General features: G+C 52.6%; 11 protein-coding genes, 2 tRNA genes and 2 rRNA genes. 7 read left to right on the top strand and 8 right to left on the bottom strand.

All coding sequences use genetic code 11. The features are described 5' to 3' along the window. Positions 1 to 113: 113 nt before the first annotated feature. The 6 genes from KV190_RS11485 to KV190_RS11460 all read left to right on the top strand — a co-directional run bounded on the left by KV190_RS11485 (position 114) and on the right by KV190_RS11460 (position 6,088). Positions 114 to 187, top strand: a tRNA-Ile gene (locus KV190_RS11485). Positions 188 to 199: 12 nt separating this feature from the next. Then, positions 200 to 272, top strand: a tRNA-Ala gene (locus tag KV190_RS11480). A 144-nt stretch (positions 273 to 416) separates the two neighbouring features. Next, positions 417 to 4,031 (top strand): 23S ribosomal RNA (locus KV190_RS11475). Between the two features lie 125 nt (positions 4,032 to 4,156). Continuing rightward, positions 4,157 to 4,273: ribosomal RNA gene (gene rrf, locus KV190_RS11470) — 5S ribosomal RNA — on the top strand. A gap of 169 nt (positions 4,274 to 4,442) precedes the next feature. Continuing rightward, the gene (locus KV190_RS11465) at positions 4,443 to 5,765 is read left to right on the top strand and encodes a S41 family peptidase (RefSeq protein WP_460195283.1); all 1,323 of its coding nucleotides are present in this window, start codon (positions 4,443 to 4,445) and stop codon (positions 5,763 to 5,765) included. Beyond that, positions 5,765 to 6,088, top strand: a complete 324-nt coding sequence (locus tag KV190_RS11460) for an ArsR/SmtB family transcription factor (protein WP_460193480.1) — start codon at positions 5,765 to 5,767, stop codon at positions 6,086 to 6,088. The genes KV190_RS11465 and KV190_RS11460 overlap by 1 nt, the downstream gene beginning before the upstream one ends. On the opposite strand, the gene KV190_RS11455 is transcribed toward KV190_RS11460, so the two are convergent. From KV190_RS11455 to KV190_RS11435, 5 genes are all read right to left on the bottom strand, one after another. Then, entirely contained in the window at positions 6,085 to 7,218 is a 1,134-nt protein-coding gene (locus KV190_RS11455) for a cob(I)yrinic acid a,c-diamide adenosyltransferase (protein WP_460193479.1), read from the bottom strand. The two genes, KV190_RS11460 and KV190_RS11455, sit on opposite strands and share 4 nt — an antisense overlap. Before the next feature lie 34 nt (positions 7,219 to 7,252). Further along, the gene (locus KV190_RS11450) at positions 7,253 to 7,432 is read right to left on the bottom strand and encodes a hypothetical protein (RefSeq protein ID WP_460193478.1); all 180 of its coding nucleotides are present in this window, start codon (positions 7,430 to 7,432) and stop codon (positions 7,253 to 7,255) included. A gap of 5 nt (positions 7,433 to 7,437) precedes the next feature. Beyond that, the gene (locus tag KV190_RS11445) at positions 7,438 to 8,160 is read right to left on the bottom strand and encodes a Stp1/IreP family PP2C-type Ser/Thr phosphatase (protein ID WP_460193477.1); all 723 of its coding nucleotides are present in this window, start codon (positions 8,158 to 8,160) and stop codon (positions 7,438 to 7,440) included. A gap of 24 nt (positions 8,161 to 8,184) precedes the next feature. Beyond that, positions 8,185 to 9,894, bottom strand: coding sequence for an ABC1 kinase family protein (locus tag KV190_RS11440; RefSeq protein ID WP_302676140.1), 1,710 nt, complete (start codon positions 9,892 to 9,894; stop codon positions 8,185 to 8,187). 68 nt (positions 9,895 to 9,962) lie between these two features. Continuing rightward, the gene (locus KV190_RS11435) at positions 9,963 to 11,189 is read right to left on the bottom strand and encodes an MFS transporter (protein WP_460193476.1); all 1,227 of its coding nucleotides are present in this window, start codon (positions 11,187 to 11,189) and stop codon (positions 9,963 to 9,965) included. A gap of 324 nt (positions 11,190 to 11,513) precedes the next feature. On the opposite strand from KV190_RS11435, the gene KV190_RS11430 reads away from it, so the two are divergent. Continuing rightward, entirely contained in the window at positions 11,514 to 12,113 is a 600-nt protein-coding gene (locus tag KV190_RS11430) for a hypothetical protein (protein ID WP_460193475.1), read from the top strand. Between the two features lie 113 nt (positions 12,114 to 12,226). On the opposite strand, the gene mutS is transcribed toward KV190_RS11430, so the two are convergent. From mutS to KV190_RS11415, 3 genes are all read right to left on the bottom strand, one after another. Further along, positions 12,227 to 14,863 carry a DNA mismatch repair protein MutS gene (mutS, locus tag KV190_RS11425; protein ID WP_460193473.1) on the bottom strand — a complete coding sequence of 879 codons (2,637 nt, stop codon included), beginning with the start codon at positions 14,861 to 14,863 and terminating at the stop codon, positions 12,227 to 12,229. A gap of 76 nt (positions 14,864 to 14,939) precedes the next feature. Next, a complete protein-coding gene (locus KV190_RS11420) occupies positions 14,940 to 15,272 on the bottom strand; it encodes a hypothetical protein (protein WP_460193471.1) in 333 nt (110 codons plus the stop codon). Between the two features lie 113 nt (positions 15,273 to 15,385). Further along, positions 15,386 to 16,789 (bottom strand): PP2C family protein-serine/threonine phosphatase, encoded by a 1,404-nt coding sequence (locus tag KV190_RS11415; protein ID WP_460193470.1) that lies wholly within the window; start codon positions 16,787 to 16,789, stop codon positions 15,386 to 15,388. Between the last annotated feature and the right edge of the window lie 23 nt (positions 16,790 to 16,812).

Raw genomic sequence — 16,812 nt, 5'->3', positions numbered from 1 at the left:
GGAGACCCAATCTGTTCAGGTCGCAACGTCACCTTATTAGAACAGATTCAATGCGGTCTAAGCACGAGGTTGACCTTGGCTTTCAAACTCTGCTAGGTTAAGCAGACAGGCATGGGCTATTAGCTCAGGTGGTTAGAGCGCACCCCTGATAAGGGTGAGGTCCCTGGTTCGAGTCCAGGATGGCCCATATCACATGCCTGGGGGTATAGCTCAGTTGGTAGAGCACCTGCTTTGCACGCAGGGGGTCAGCGGTTCGAGTCCGCTTACCTCCACGTCATTCCATCAAGGGTTGACGTGTCTGCACATTAAACTTCAGCAACAGAACCTTGAAAACTGAATAGCGATTAGTCAGGTAGTTATCTTGGATAGGACAATCACTTGTTCTATTTAGAAACACAGACACCAATGTTGACTGTGGTCAAGCTACAAAGAGCCTACGGTGGATACCTAGGCACACAGAGGCGATGAAGGACGTGGATACCGACGATACGCTTCGGGGAGCTGGAAACAAGCTTTGATCCGGAGATTTCCGAATGGGGCAACCCAGTAACTCTAACGCCAATCCATAACGTTAGAGGGCGAACCTGGCGAACTGAAACATCTTAGTAGCCAGAGGAAAAGAAAGAAAACTCGATTCCCTTAGTAGCGGCGAGCGAAAGGGGAACAGCCTAAACCAACGGGCTTGCCTGTTGGGGTCGTGGGACAGCAACGTGGAATTGAGCGGCTAGACGAAGTAGTGGAATGCTACACCAGAGAAGGTGAAAGTCCTGTAGTCAAAAGCTTAACAATCCTAGCTGTATCCCGAGTAGTCCGGAGCACGTGGAATTCCGGATGAATCTGCGAGGACCACCTCGTAAGGCTAAATACTCCTGTGTGACCGATAGCGCATAGTACCGCGAGGGAAAGGTGAAAAGAACCCCGGAAGGGGAGTGAAATAGAACATGAAACCGTAGGCTTACAAGCAGTCGAAGCTCGATTTAACGAGTGACGGCGTGCCTGTTGAAGAATGAGCCGGCGACTTATAGGTACTGGCAGGTTAAGGCAAGAATGCCGAAGCCATAGCGAAAGCGAGTCTGAATAGGGCGTTTGTCAGTATTTATAGACCCGAACCCGGGTGATCTAACCATGGCCAGAATGAAGCTTGGGTAACACCAAGTGAAGGTTCGCACCGACCGATGTTGAAAAATCGGCGGATGAGCTGTGGTTAGGGGTGAAATGCCAATCGAACCCGGAGCTAGCTGGTTCTCCCCGAAATATGTTGAGGCATAGCGGTTGTGATTATAGCAGGGGGGTAAAGCACTGATTCGGTGCGGGCTGCGAGAGCGGTACCAAATCGAGTCAAACTCTGAATACCCTGTGTACACACAGCCAGTCAGACGGTGGGGGATAAGCTTCATCGTCGAGAGGGAAACAGCCCAGACCACCAGCTAAGGTCCCTAAATCATCACTAAGTGGCAAAGGAGGTGGGGATGCTCAGACAACCAGGAGGTTTGCCTAGAAGCAGCCATCCTTAAAAGAGTGCGTAATAGCTCACTGGTCAAGCGTTCCTGCGCCGAAAATGAACGGGACTAAGTGATGTACCGAAGCTGTGGACTTACTACGTAAGTGGTAGGGGAGCGTTCTGCATTAGTTTGAAGCACTAGCGTAAGCAGGTGTGGACGAGGCAGAAGTGAGAATGTCGGCTTGAGTAGCGAAAACATTGGTGAGAATCCAATGCCCCGAAACCCCAAGGGTTCCTTCGGAAGGCTCGTCCGCGAAGGGTTAGTCGGGACCTAAGGCGAGGCCGAAAGGCGTAGTCGATGGACAACTGGTCAATATTCCAGTACTCATCTTGGTTTGTGCAGAGGGACGGAGAAGGCTAGATCAGCCGGATGTTGGTTACCGGTTCAACTGTCCGAGGTGTTGAGGAGCGGTGAAAACGCTCTGAGCTGAGGCAGGAGTACGACCCACTACGGTGGGGAAGTGATTGATGTCATGCTTCCAAGAAAAGCTCTAAGCACGTTAAGCCAAGATACCCGTACCCGAAACCGACACAGGTGGGGGGGTAGAGTATACCAAGGGGCGCGAGATAACTCTCTCTAAGGAACTCGGCAAAATGGCCCCGTAACTTCGGGAGAAGGGGTGCCACCGAGAGGTGGTCGCAGTGAAGAGGCCCAGGCGACTGTTTACCAAAAACACAGGTCTCCGCTAAGTCGTAAGACGATGTATGGGGGCTGACGCCTGCCCAGTGCCGGAAGGTTAAGGAAGCTGGTCAGCGCAAGCGAAGCTGGCGACCGAAGCCCCGGTGAACGGCGGCCGTAACTATAACGGTCCTAAGGTAGCGAAATTCCTTGTCGGGTAAGTTCCGACCCGCACGAAAGGCGTAACGATCTGGGCGCTGTCTCGGAGAGAGGCTCGGCGAAATAGAAGTGTCTGTGAAGATGCGGACTACCTGCACCCGGACAGAAAGACCCTATGAAGCTTTACTGTAGCCTGGAATTGGGTTCGGGCTTTGCTTGCGCAGGATAGGTGGGAGACGTTGAAGTATCCCTTGTGGGGGATATGGAGTCGCCGGTGAGATACCACTCTGGCAAGGCTAGAATTCTAACCTTCTGCTGTTAGCCAGCGAAGGAACAGTTTCAGGTGGGCAGTTTGACTGGGGCGGTCGCCTCCTAAATGGTAACGGAGGCGCGCAAAGGTTCCCTCAGGCTGGTCGGAAATCAGCCGTAGAGTGCAAAGGCATAAGGGAGCTTGACTGCAAGACCTACAAGTCGAGCAGAGACGAAAGTCGGCCTTAGTGATCCGACGGTTCCGCGTGGAAGGGCCGTCGCTCAACGGATAAAAGTTACTCTAGGGATAACAGGCTGATCTCCCCCAAGAGTTCACATCGACGGGGAGGTTTGGCACCTCGATGTCGGCTCATCGCAACCTGGGGCGGTAGTACGTCCCAAGGGTTGGGCTGTTCGCCCATTAAAGCGGTACGTGAGCTGGGTTCAGAACGTAAATCATTGCGTCACTTCACAGTAATGTGGAGCAGCAAACCGACTAAAATCGGTAGAATCTTAATCAGTGACGAACGGCTGGTTAAGACAATACCGAGGGTAAGCAAGAGTCTCGTGACAGATGATTTGACGCTGAGTTACATTGCTGGTTTTTTGGATGGTGATGGTTGTATCAACTTGCAACTAGTGCGGCGTAAGGATTACATCCTTGGTTATCAAATTCGTGCTAGTATCACCTTCTTTCAGTCTTCTTCTCATCGTTCCTTCTTGGAGTGGTTGAAATCCATTTTCCAAGTAGGGTTTGTGAGAGATCGAAAGGATGGCTTAAGTGAGTATGCAATTGTTGATGCGCCATCTGTCTTAAAAGTGCTGCTGACTCTTCGCAGCTACCTTAAACTTAAGAAGCCACAATGTGATTTAGCTATTACTGTTCTACAGGAAGTCGTTCAATCAAGGCGATTAACGCCAGAACAATTCCTGAAGCTTGCTCAGCAAGTGGATCAATTTGGTGAACTGAATGCTTCCAAAAAGCGTTCAATTCGCTCTGAGCAAGTAGAGCAGTTCCTGAGATCACGACAACTCTTGATCCCGTAGAGACTGAAGCCTAGGCTTGAGTTAGCCATCAAGCGTAAGCTGAGATGCTCTGAGGTTGTCAGAGACATCAAATGTCGGCTCCTGATTCGTCAATGGCGAGAGTCAGGATGAAGATATAGTCCATGCTCGTAGTGATACGAGAACAACATGCGTGAGACAGTTCGGTCCATATCCGGTGCAGGCGTAGGAGCATTGAGAGGAGTCCTCCTTAGTACGAGAGGACCGGGAGGAACGCACCTCTGGTGTACCTGTTATCGTGCCAACGGTAAACGCAGGGTAGCCATGTGCGGAGTGGATAACCGCTGAAAGCATCTAAGTGGGAAGCCCACCTCAAGATGAGTGCTCCCATGGCATAAGCCAGTAAGGTCACGGGTAGAACACCCGTTAATAGGCTCTCGATGGAAGTCCAGTAATGGATGAAGTCTAGGAGTACTAATAGACCGAGGGCTTGACCTCATCAATCAACAGGTGTCTGAGTCAATTAACTGTACTGACAATCGCTATTTAGTTGAAAGGTTATTGACGCTGAATTTATCTAGCAACTCTTTAGTCTAGGTTCTCAATTCAAAATCAAGGCTTTGCCTAGTGCCTATGGCGCGGCGGAACCACGCTGATCCATCCCGAACTCAGAGGTGAAACGTCGCAGCGGTGAAGATAGTTGGAGGGTCGCCTCCTGCAAAAATAGCTCGGTGCTAGGCAAAATATTCAAACCACCCCATCTAGGTTTTCTAGGTGGGGTCTTGATTTTTAAGAAATGTTTAAGGGATGATCGGTTTTGGATAGGGGAGTGACATTGATGGGTAGTTCGGTCTATATTGCATCAAATATCGCTCTCCTCAAAAGGTTTTTAGGGTCATGCCTCAATTCATGCGTTTGATGGGTCTTCGGCACTGGCTGCTGGTGGGTTCCTCAGTGGTGGCAGCGGTGCTGGCGGCGGCATTACCAAGCTATGGACGAATGCAGGACAGTCCCAAGACGTTGGTGGATGAGGTGTGGCAAATTGTGCAGCAGGAATATGTGGATGAGTCGTTTAATCAGGTGGATTGGCTGGCGGTACGGCAGCAACTTTTGGCGCAGCGCTACACGTCGCGGGAGCAGGCCTATGCGGCTATTCGGGGAATGTTGCAGCAGTTGAATGACCCCTATACCCGCTTCATGACTCCGGATGAGTTTACGGCTTTGCGCACGCAAACGTCTGGGGAAGTTTCGGGGATTGGTATTCGCTTGACCGTGGATGAAAAGACACAACAGTTGACGATCTTGGAGCCACTGGAAAATTCACCCGCAACTAAGGCGGGAATTCGGGCAGGCGATCGCCTGCTGGCCATTGATGGTCACTCTACTCGGCGGATGTCGATTGAGGAGGCGTCGCGACGGATTCGGGGGCGGGTGGGGACTCCCATTGAACTTCAGTTGTTTCGCCCTAATCGCGGTACCTTTCGCCTGACGCTGACACGGGCATTGATTGAACTCCCTGCGGTGCGATCGCTGGTCAAGGAGGAAGGGGGTGCCCGCATTGGCTATATCTATCTGAGTGAATTTACTGCCCACGCGGCGGATCAGTTGCGAGCGGCAATTCGTAAGCTAGAGGCGGAGAAGGTGGAGGGGTTTGTTTTGGATTTGCGGGGGAATCCAGGGGGGCTGTTGCAGGCAGGCATTGATATTGCTCGCATGTGGTTGAATCAAGGTTTGATTGTGCGTACGGTCGATCGCAGTGGCCACAGTGAACAGGCACGGGCGAATCAATCGGCATTGACGAATTTGCCCCTCGTGGTTTTGGTGGATCACCGCTCTGCGAGCAGTAGTGAAATTCTTACAGGGGCATTGCAGGATAATGGTCGTGCGATTGTGGTGGGCACACCAACCTACGGGAAGGCCTTGGTACAATCCATTCATCAATTGAGTGATGGTTCAGGCTTATCGGTGACGGTTGCCCATTACTACACGCCCAATGGCACGGATATTAACCGCACAGGGATTACGCCGAATGTAATGGTGACGCTGCCGCAAGAGGTGAGTACTAATCCCCGTTTGTGGACGACAGCAGCCGATCGCCTGTATCAAGCAGGAGTGGCTCAATTGCGCCAAGCTATTTATCGCAGTCAAGCGCCTAAGCCCGTGAATACGGCTCAAACAGGGGAACAGGAGCAGTTTCGCCAACCCCTTGGTGTCCCTTGTCCGGTGCAGTGATGGTTGCTTCAGAGATTGATCAGGAATACCCCGCCGAGATTCAATTGGCCTTCCATGCCCTTGGGGAGCCGTTGCGGTTGAAGGTGATTGAGATTCTGCATCGGGAGGAGCTGTGTGTCTGTGATTTGTGCGATCGCCTGCACCTGACGCCTTCAAAGCTCTCCTTTCATCTGCGGGCACTGCGGCAAGCGAATCTGGTGCTCTCGCGTCAAGAGGGGCGGTGGGTTTATTACCGCTTAAATCGCCCCCAATTTGCAACTGTCATCGCCTATTTGCAGCAGTTTACCGTGGGGGAAACGGTGCTAGCTCGCATCTGTTCTTAAAAATCAACGCCGCGCTTGAGATCAACGCCCTTCTCGGCATAGTGCTTGTGGCAAATCATCTCTGAGTGGACGCTGGCCAGTTCAAAGTAGGCGGGGGGGTATTTGCAGCGACCGGTAATAATGATTTCAGTGGTGCGGGGCTTACGCAGCAGCGTTTGCACGATGGGTTCGACGGGGAGAAGCTCGAGGTCAACGGTGGGGTTGAGTTCATCGAGAATAATTGTTTTGTAAAGGCCAGAGGCAATGGCGGCTCGGGCAATTTCCCAGCCGCGTTCGGCTTCAATATAGTCAATTTCCTGCTGCTGACCGCGCCAAACAATGGCATCCCGACCACAGCGGTGGTGATCCACTAAATGGGGATAGCTTTCCTTGAGAGCAGCGATCGCCGCATCTTCGGTGTAGCCCTGCCCCCCCTTGAGCCATTGCAGAATCAGAACACGGTGGGATTGATCGCGGCTAATGCCTTTGCCGATCGCCTGAAGGGCTTTACCGAGGGCACTAGTGGACTTGCCTTTGCCGTCACCCGTATAGATTTCAATCCCTTCAATGCCCTGTTCTTGAGCCGTAGGATGCACAAGGGGACGCATCTCAGAGTGGAGGTCAGCAATTTGCAGCAGTTGGGCAGGGGCGCCTCGGCCAGTGGCAATAATCTCTAGGTGTTCGGGCTTGCGGCGGAGGGTGTTGACGACTTCATCAACGGGCAAAAGGCCTAAATCTAGGACGGGGTTGAGTTCATCTAAAACAATGACGGAATAGAGACCAGAGGCGATCGCCCCCTTGGCAATATCCCAGCCCCGCTGTGCCTCTTGGCGATCGAACTTGGTAATCTGCTCAGCGGTAAAGTATTCGGCGCGGCCAGTGCGCACTTGGTCGATAAGATGGGGAAACCCCCGTTGCAGGGCTTCAATGGCGGCATCTTCGGCATAGGCACGGCCAGGCCCTTTGAGAAAGCGCAATAGGAGTACCCGAGTGGGCCACGCAGAGGCAATACCCAGACCAATGGAGCGCAGAACAACCCCGAGGGCGGCTTGGGATTTGCCCTTACCGGCACCATCATAGACGTGGAGTTGACCGCTCACCCGTCCGGGGCGAATCTGAGCGGTTTGAATGCCAATACCTGCACGGGTCATAGGGGCGTGAATCAAAGAACCTAGAGGGATTGTATCAAGGGCGGGGTAGGGTTTTGAGAACAACGGCTTCAACCGTTAGATCGGTAGTGGTGGTGGCAGTAATCGCCCAGCGCAGGGGCTGACCATGGGCTTGCAGGGCTTGTTCGATGGCGTCATAGAAAGGTGGGGAAAGGCTGTCTCGGGGTAGGGTCAGACGGATCAATTCCGTTTGCATAGGTTCTAAACACCAATGACAACGACGGTGACATTGTCGCGGCCGCCGTGGGTTTTGGCTGCATTGACAAGGGCAGTTGCTGCTTTTTCGACATTGGGTTCACTGAGGTAAATGCTGATCACCTCGTCGGTGAGTTCTTCAGTCAAGCCGTCGCTGCACAGGAGCAGGCGATCGCCCGGCTCGAGATCAATGGGTTGAATATCAATTTGGGTGAGGTCTTCGCGGCCTAGGCACTGGGAGAGGACATGGCGCCACGGATGTTGCCGTGCCTGCTCAATGGTCAAGCTACCCAGTTGTACGGCTTGGGCAATCCAGGTGTGGTCGCTGGTAATTTGCTGGAGTTGATCCTTGCGCCAGCGGTAGATGCGGGAGTCGCCCACATGGGCACACCAAGCGCGATCGCCCTTTTCATCAATCAGAACCACCACAGCCGTTGTCCCCATATCAGCACGGGCAGTATTTTGGCGTTGCTGCTCAACAATGGCGTGATTGGCGGCGAGAAAGGCTTGGCGAAGTAGGGTCACAGGGTCATGCTGAAGGTCCTCAAGGTGCGTTTCCAAGAATGCCTGAATATGTTCGACGGCTAAACGACTAGCTTCCTCACCCCCAGCGTGCCCACCCATGCCATCGGCCACAATAAAAAAACGCTGATGCTTTTCGTCAATATAAAAAGCATCCTGATTGCTTTTGCGAATCAGACCACAATCAGTTAAGCCGGCAACGTCCATGACCCCCCTATTTTGGGCTGCTTGTTAGAACATTTTTTCATACTTATCGAGTTTAAGCATTAGTCGCCAATAGAGGATACCAAACCATACCGCTAATGCGGCTGCCACACCCGCCAAGAGGAGATACTGGTTCACGAGTAAAATTGTCGCCACTAAGGAAAAACTGCCAATGAGGACGACATAATTTAGCCCTAAGTTAATGTTACTCAGGCGCCGCAGAATGCGATCGCTCTCACTGGAACGGACGCGCAAGCGCAGATCACCATTTTCAAGTTTATCGAGCACCTCTTCAAGGCGACGGGGCAAGCCAATGGCACTGCTGCCCACTTGAGCCGCTTGCCGACTCAGTTCAGAGAAAAGACTGCCATTACTGGGATCGGGGAAGTTTCCGTTGGTCATAAGTTCGGTTGCAAATGGTTGGGCAACTTGCATGAAGTTAAAGTCTTTGTCGAGTCCCTTGCCTACCCCCTCTAGGGTGGAAAATGCCCGCATCACAAAGGTAAATGTGGCGGGAAAACGGAAGGGTTGGTCATAGGCAATTTCATAGAGGTCATCGCTAATTTGAGCTACGGATTGGGCTTCAAAGGACTGGTTCATGAAATTGTCGAGGAGATACTGAATCGAGCGACGTACCGGCCCTAGATCGCCTGTGGGAACCAACGCCCCTAGCTCTACAAGGCACTGTACCACCTGTTCGGCATCCCGTTGGGCAATGCTTAAAAATGTTTTCAGCAATTTATCGCGGGTGACGGGTTGAATGCGCCCCATCATGCCAAAGTCGTAGAAAATCAGTTGGCCGTTGGGGCTGACGGCAATGTTGCCCGGATGGGGGTCGGCGTGGAAGAAGCCGTCGTTGAGAACTTGATAAAGGTAGGCCTTGGCACCCAGTTCGGCAAGGCGTTTGCGGTCTAGGCCGGCCGCTTCGAGGGCTTCATAGTGGCTGATTTTAATCCCCGGTAGGTACTCAAGGGTGAGCACACGCCGTGAGGTGTAGCGCCAATAGACGCGGGGAACACAGGCCCAGTCGCGATCGCGAAAGTTGCGGCGGAAGGTGTCGGCATTGCGTCCCTCATTGAGGTAGTCAATTTCTTCGTAGAGAATGCGGCAACACTCATCGTAGATGCCCATCCAGTCGCGCCCTTGCCCCCATTTGGGGTGGTTTTGGAAGTATTGGGCAATGCCTTTGAGAATCGCTAGATCAATATCAAACAACTGCCGCAGGCCGGGGCGTTGAACCTTGACCACCACTTCTTCGCCCGAGAGGAGTTGGGCTTTGTGGACTTGGCCCAGACTAGCGGCGGCCATGGGGATGGGGTCAAAACTGCGAAATAGTTCAGGGATGTGGCGGCCAAAGTCTTCGTAGATGATTTTTTCGACTAGCTCGTAACTAAAGGCAGGGACGCGGTCTTGAAGTTTGCTGAGTTCTTCGACGTATTCGCTGGGAAAGAGATCGGCACGGGTGGAAAAGAGTTGCCCCAGTTTGATGAAGGTGGGGCCAAGGTCAAGGAAGGTTTCGCGAATCCAAATGGCTTGGGCACGGCGTCGCGCCGCACGCTTAGCATCGGTCATACCGCCCCAGTAGCTCCAAGATTTGGTGAGGAGCCAACGGCCAAAGAGAAATCGCCAGACAAAAAACCAAATATCAAAGAAGCGCCGCGTTTTTGAGTAACGCTCGCGATTCCAACGGTAGGATTTGCCGGTGGGCGTCAAACTGGCCGAAACTGGTGTGGACACACGCTCTTCCCTAGTGGCTGATCTCAACAGATTGTAACGAATCCCTAACGATACCAAAGAATAATAGGCTACAGGGCATAGCGATCGCGCCCCATGCCGAGGGCAAAACGCAGGGAATCGGGCAGGCTTTTGCTACTGGCGGTTAAAAAGAAGGTCAGCCCCAAGAGGCTAAAGACCGCCGCCATGCGAAAGATCAGGCGATAGCCCAAAGGCTCAATCAGCCCCCCCAGCAGTGGCCCTGCCAAGGCCATCCCCAAATCAAAGCCCCCTAAACTGAGGCTAAGAACCCGTCCCCGCTCATCGGTGGTGGAGCGATCGGCCATCAGGGCAGCGACCATGGGAATCAGGACACCGCCGGCAAGACCTTCAAGGATGGCCGCCCAGAGGATATCCAAGGGGGTTTGGGCTTGGGCGAGGAGCACCATCGAGACGACGTAGCAGGCAAGGCTGGCGGAGATGAAAATGCCCCGGCCCCAGCGATCGGAGGCAGAACCCGTGGCCACACGACCGATAAAGCTGGCGATCGCCGCGACGGAGTAAAACAGCCCTGCGGAAATGTCGAGCCGCTCAGCGGCAATAAACAGGGGAATAAAGGTGGCGATCGTGCCAAAGGTCAACCCCACGCTCAGCATCACCAAGCTGGGAATCCGCAGCCGTTCTGAAAGCAACAGCCGCCAAAAGAGGGTTTTCTCTGGGCGAGGCTCTCCAGACTCCTGAAGGATATTCACCGCCCGCACGCCTGCCGCAGCCATGAACCCCAGCGCAGCTAAGCTGCTGGCAACGATGAAGACTGAGCCATGACTGTAGTTCATTTGCAGCCAACTGCCGAGACTGGGTCCGAGGGCAACCCCAATGGGATGGACAAGGCTGGTGTAGCCAATGATTTCACCGCGATGTTGGGGTGGGGCAATATCCGTCACCAGTGCCATGTAGCCGGTGGTAAAGCCAGCAATGCTCACGCCATGGAGAAGGCGCACCGCAATAAGGAGGGGTAGGTTGTGGCTGACGATATAAAACAGGGGAGCGATCGCCGCCACAGCGAGGCCAATGAGCAGTGTAATTTTACGTCCCCGGCGATCGGCCAGAGGCCCTAACCAAGAGCGGGAACTAATCAGCCCCACAGCAAAGGCACCCATGACAAACCCCACCTGATGGGGCGTGCCCCCCTTCTCAGCAATGTAGAGGGGTAATGTGGGTAACATTGCGGCAATGCTGGACCAAAACAACAGACCAGCCAGTACAAGCCTGAGTAGTGTTTGGCGCACGGATGGGGGTAGCTTCAACAGGACAACCACAAATCCCCCTTGTTAACAAAACGTTACATTCCTTATCTATGATAGCTTTTTGCTGGCCGTTGGCTATGCACCTGAATTCTGTCCACTGCTGCTGGCTCAAGAATGTCAATCCCCCTCACAAGGAATGAGGGTTGTAATCCGCTCTGGGACAGACTATATTGAAAGTATTTTTTTCTTCAAAGAAATAAAATAAGAGGAAGCGTAAGTCTCGTAAGTTAAGATTAAAAAAAGTTAGAAAGGCTAGTCAGTAGACTAGCAGAGTATTTAAGATAAAATTGTGAAAAGTTATATCCTATTTGGAAATTTAAGAAGGGATTCAACTGTATGACAGTAAGTTACCGTAAACAATTTACTGAAACACTTGCTAACCTATTTCTTGCAGAATTTGACAATTTTGAAGAAGGTATTTATACCATAAGCAAAAAAGCTGGTGTATCCTATGATTTATTGGTTAGGTATCTTTCTGGTGAAGATTATCCTTCAACGCAAACTGCTGCGAGAATTGGTAAGTCATTTTCGATTTTGAAAAATGACCCTAATGCAAGTTTTGGTTTTTTGCAATTAGCGACGGCAGCAAGAAATGAATTAATAGAAACTTCTTCTCAATCTGAGCAATACAATAACATGGTAGAGCTTGATAAGCAAATTCAGGAATATAAACAACCTTTAGACATGCAAACTGAACTTAATCATACTGAGAATGAAATAAGTGAATTGCTTTATTTATTGTTTCAACGTTCTAAGCTTGGCATTGAAAAAGGGTGGCTTCCTCCTGCTGTATATAATAAAATGTTTGAAAATATAAGTGAAAACAACGCTTATGTTTCGTTTTGTTCTATCTGTAGTGCCAAAGAAATTGATCCTTATGTTGAACTTTACGCAATTAGCTACACGCTTGACTTATTTGAGAGCTTTGCAAGCTAAATAGACATTTTTAGTCAGGTGGAGAACTAGATCAAATTGATGCAAGAAAATATGAAACAAATTGTGTTCTTTGTGGGGAATTAGAATAAATAGAAACTGAATGAAAAATCAAGTTAAAGAGGTAATTCTCCCTGATCAATTTCGGGAGTTTCTGTTTTCATTTTCGGGGTGCCATTCATTTGACTTTTGCGTAGCCCCACGGCAATTTTGCTGTGCTTTTCAATTTGGCGCATGACTTCACGGGCACGCTGAATCACTACAGGAGGAAGACCCGCAAGGCGACCGGCTTCAATGCCGTAGGAGCGATCGGCACCGCCGGGCTTGACTTGGTGTAGAAAAATAATCTCGTCGGGGAGTTCTTTGACCACCACTTGGTAGTTGGCCACGTTGGGCAGTAGCGTTGCCAGTTGATTGAGTTCGTGGTAATGGGTGGCAAAAATTGTGCGGGATTTGAGTGTGGTGGCAAGATATTCTGCAACTGACCAAGCGATCGCCAGCCCATCAAAGGTGGCCGTGCCGCGCCCAATTTCATCGAGGAGGACAAGGGAGCGATCGCCCGCATGGTTGAGGATATTCGCCGTTTCATTCATCTCCACCATAAAGGTAGATTGACCCGTGGCCAGATCGTCAACGGCACCCACCCGAGTAAAAATGCGATCGCAGACTCCCAAGGTGGCACTGGTGGCGGGCACATAACTGCCCATTTGCGCCAGCAGTTGAATCAAACCCACCTGCCGTAGATAACAACTTTTGCCACTGGCATTAGGCCCTGTCAGCACCATCAGATCCGCGCTGGTACCGAGTTCCGTATCGTTGGGAACAAAAAACCCCGCTGGTAGCATCTGCTCGACCACTGGATGGCGCCCGCCGCGAATCTGAAGCTGGCGATCGCGGGTCATGTGCGGTCGGCAATAGCCCTGATACAGCGCCACCTCTGCTAACCCCAAAAGGGCATCTACCGCTGCCACCGCTGCCGCAATCTCACGAATCGTTGAGGCCTGAGCGGCCACCTGCTCCCGCAACTGCACAAAATACTGGTACTCCAGTTCAAAAAGATGGCTTTGAGCCGCCAATAGCCGTGCTTCCCGTTCCTTGAGTTCAGCCGTAATAAAGCGTTCCTCATTTGTTAGGGTTTGTTTGCGGATATAGTCATCGGGGACTTGGTTCAGCTTGGCGCGGGAGACACTCAAATAGTAGCCAAAGACTTTGGTATAGCCCACTTTGAGGGTGGTAATGCCCGTGCGTTCCCGTTCTTGGGCTTCTAAATTAAGAATCCACTGCTGATCTTGCTCAATTTGCTGGCGTTGCTGATCCAGTTCGGGGTAGGCGCCCGATCGCAGGAGACCGCCTTCGGTGAGACTAATGGGGGGCTGATCCACAAGGGCTGCGCTGAGGGTATCCGCCAACTGCTCAATCACCGGTGGCAGGTGGGCAAGGGCTTGGAGATAGGGCGATTGGGTTGCCGTCACCACCGCAGCAAGGGAAACTAATGTGCGAAAGGAGTCCCGCAGTGCCGCTAAATCACGGGCATTGGCCGTCCCAGAACCGGCTCGACCCGCTAGGCGTTCGAGGTCATAAATTTCCTGAAGGTGACGGTGCAGACTCTGACGTAGGCTACTGTTGGCCATCAATTCAGCAATGGCCTCTTGGCGCGCCGTGATCTGCTCAATATCAAGGAGGGGTTGCAGAAGCCAGCGGCGTAATAGACGCCCCCCCATTGCCGTCGTTGTGCGATCGATCGCCCACAGCAGCGAGCCTTGGAAGCTGCCATCGCGGACGGTTTGGGTCAGTTCCAGATTGCGGCGGGTTTGTGGGTCAAGGAAGAGATACTGGGCGAGGGAGTAGGTGCTGAGGTTTTGCAGGGGCACTGGTTGTTGGCGATGGGTTTCATCCAAATAGGCCAAGAGGCCACCGGCCGCCCGCATGGCAAGGGGCAGATGCTCACAGCCAAAGCCTTCGAGGGACTTGACCTGAAAGCGTTGACACAGGCGTTGGCGAGCTTCCGCTGCCTGAAAATCTTGGGGCGATCGCAGGGTGTAGCACCATTGCGGCGGCAATTCCGCAGGTAACTGATCCTTGGCTTCGCCGGGGCGCAGAACGCGGTTAATGTCCGGCGCTTCACTGGGGAGAAGAATTTCTGCCGGTTGCAAGCGGTTGAGTTCGGCCACTAAATCGGCGCGATCGCTCCCTTGGGTGGTACAAAACTCCCCCGTCGAGACATCGGCATAGGCCAACCCCCAATGGTGCCCAGACAGCAGAACGGCGGCTAAAAAATTATTGCGGCGGGGTTGGAGCAGCTCCGTATCTAAGACCGTTCCCGGTGTAAAGACTTGAGTCACTTCCCGCTTTACTAATCCTTGGGCTTGGGCGGGGTCTTCCACTTGGTCACAGATGGCAATGGCATAGCCCTTTTCAATGAGTGTGCGGCAGTAGCGTTCAAGGGCGTGGTGGGGAATGCCGGCCATGGCCACTCGACCCACTTCTTTGCCCCCCTCTTTGCCGGTGAGCACTAGTTCTAGTTCGCGGGCGACGATACAGGCATCCTGAAAAAAGGTTTCGTAGAAATCCCCCACCCGATAGAGGAGGAGGGCTTGGGGGTAGGCATCCTTAATTTCAGCATAGTGCTGAAGCATCGGCGTCAAGAGCGATCGCTCCACCTCATCGTGGCGCACCTGTAGACCGGGGTTGCGTCCTAAGCGCAGGGCAGGGGACTCAGTCTCAGAATGGGGCAGCGGGCGATCGTCGGACATGGCAACGTCACAGCTTCCTGTGGTGTGCTCCAAGGGGACTTTATATTATAGTTTTCTCTATTGTGGGGTAGAGCACCTAATACTCATCCCCCGTGGTCTCCATAAAGAGCCACTCTGCGAGTCCTGGACTATTTTCTCCAAGGATGGCAATGGCCTCTTGAAGACGACTGCGTTGAACATTGGCCTTACTGATGCGCTCTGGATAGGTGGTCATCAGGAGGTAGGGCTGGCTTTCGCTGGATTGGACAAAGGTTTCTACACCAGCAACAAGGGGATGGATTTCAAAAAAATGGTGCAGAGTCATTGCTTGGTTCAGCGTTTTTACCTCAATAAAGCCCAAATGACGGGTGAGGGTATCCCAAATCGCCTCATCATCGCAGCGGAAGCTGACTTCAACAAAGTAGCGCATCCCCACCTCACACACCCCTGTCGCTATCTTAGCTGCTTCTATTGATCCCATTGTCATGATCTTTGGGATGGCTGGTGGGGAGCAAGGGTAGTCAAAGGAGGCGTCTCTATCCTTTATTGGTCAATGACGCGCAGAATCACCAACGTCATATCATCGCTGCGCCGGCCATTGGCATTGGTAAAGGCATCAACGGCATCAAAAATATAATCCAATAGTGCCTGTGCCCCTAAACCTTTGGCGCAGCCTTCCTTGACAACCGTTGCTAGGCGTTCTTCCTCAAAGCGTTTGCCCTTGGGATTATCCGCTTCTGTAATGCCATCGGTGTAGTAAATCACGGTGTCCCCTGGTTGGAGGCGCACTTCGGCCTCTTGATATTGGCTGCGGGTATCCAGACCAATGAGCATACCGTAGGTGTCCAGCCGATGGATAATCCCGGTTTCAGCCCGCCATAGCAGGGGGGGAAGGTGAGCCGCATTACTGTAGGCCAGGAGCCGCGTTTGCGGGTTGTACTCAGAGTAAAAGAGGGTGACAAAGCGGTGGGAGCTTTCTAAATCTGGCTGCATCGCCCGGTTAAGGTGCTGCAAAATGCGGCTAGGACGGTGACCATTGAGTGCTTCTGCCCGCAGCATGCCTCGGGTCATGGTCATGATCAGTCCTGCGGGCACCCCTTTACCCATGACATCGCCAATGGCAATGCCCCAACGACCCTGTTCAATGTCTTGTTGATCGCCAAGGCCATAGGTAATGGGAATAAAGTCATAGTAGTCCCCCCCAACCCAACTGGCGGTGCGACACTCGGCGGCTAGCTCGAGGCCATGGATTTTGGGACAGCGGTGGGGCAAGAGTCGCCGTTGAATTTCTGCACCAATTTCCAGTTCCCGATCCAAACGCTGGCGATCGCGCAACTTTAAGGCCAGTTCATCATTGGCAATGGCCACGGCTGTTTGATCTGCGATCACCTGCAACAGTTGCTGCCGCGTTTCATTCCACTCGTACTCGGGTTGCTGACTAAAAACGTAGAGCCGCCCCCGCTCCGTCAGTCCCGAATCCTTGACGAGAATCGCCGTGCCGTAGAACTGAATGCCTTGGGGGAGACGTTCTCGCAGTTGCTGATCCAAAAGTTGCTCAAGCCGAGGACGGCTGATCTCGCGATCGCTCCCCGTATCAATTGCCGCCATACCAACGCTATTGGCAAGGGTGCGGGTGGCCGTTTCTAGGGCGGCGCGAATATTGGGACACTGATCGCTGGCGTGACAATGGAGTTGTTCAAGACGAGCCTGACCATCAGCGCGAAATAAAACGAGAGCCGCTGCCTCCGCCTCCGTCACCCGACAAGTAATCAGCGGGATCAGTTCAAAAAATTGATTCAGGTTGTTGAAACTCCGCAGCGCAAAGCTCAGGGAGGCCAATAGCTCCTGAATTTTACTGTTTTCCCGCTGTAACCGCGACACCATTTCCTTGAGGGCGATCACAGGGCTAGAGGAGGTCATAGAGGATGAGGGGGAGGCAGGTGACATGGTAAGTTACGCCAGCAAAAGCG

It is taken from the genome of Thermosynechococcus sp. FA-CM-4201, from assembly GCF_054689355.1.
Note: the sequence above shows the minus strand (reverse complement) of the source record. Positions and strands in the feature narration are given on the sequence as shown.

Bases quoted from the DNA above. Each gene is read 5' to 3' on its own strand.
- KV190_RS11460 (WP_460193480.1), top strand. From the start codon at position 5,765: ATGGTTGCTTCAGAGATTGATCAGGAATACCCCGCCGAGATTCAATTG.
- KV190_RS11445 (WP_460193477.1), bottom strand. From the start codon at position 8,160: ATGGACGTTGCCGGCTTAACTGATTGTGGTCTGATTCGCAAAAGCAAT.
- KV190_RS11415 (WP_460193470.1), bottom strand. From the start codon at position 16,789: ATGTCACCTGCCTCCCCCTCATCCTCTATGACCTCCTCTAGCCCTGTG.
- KV190_RS11455 (WP_460193479.1), bottom strand. From the start codon at position 7,218: ATGACCCGTGCAGGTATTGGCATTCAAACCGCTCAGATTCGCCCCGGA.
- KV190_RS11420 (WP_460193471.1), bottom strand. From the start codon at position 15,272: ATGCGCTACTTTGTTGAAGTCAGCTTCCGCTGCGATGATGAGGCGATT.
- KV190_RS11465 (WP_460195283.1), top strand. From the start codon at position 4,443: ATGCGTTTGATGGGTCTTCGGCACTGGCTGCTGGTGGGTTCCTCAGTG.
- mutS (WP_460193473.1), bottom strand. From the start codon at position 14,863: ATGTCCGACGATCGCCCGCTGCCCCATTCTGAGACTGAGTCCCCTGCC.
- KV190_RS11450 (WP_460193478.1), bottom strand. From the start codon at position 7,432: ATGCAAACGGAATTGATCCGTCTGACCCTACCCCGAGACAGCCTTTCC.
- KV190_RS11430 (WP_460193475.1), top strand. From the start codon at position 11,514: ATGACAGTAAGTTACCGTAAACAATTTACTGAAACACTTGCTAACCTA.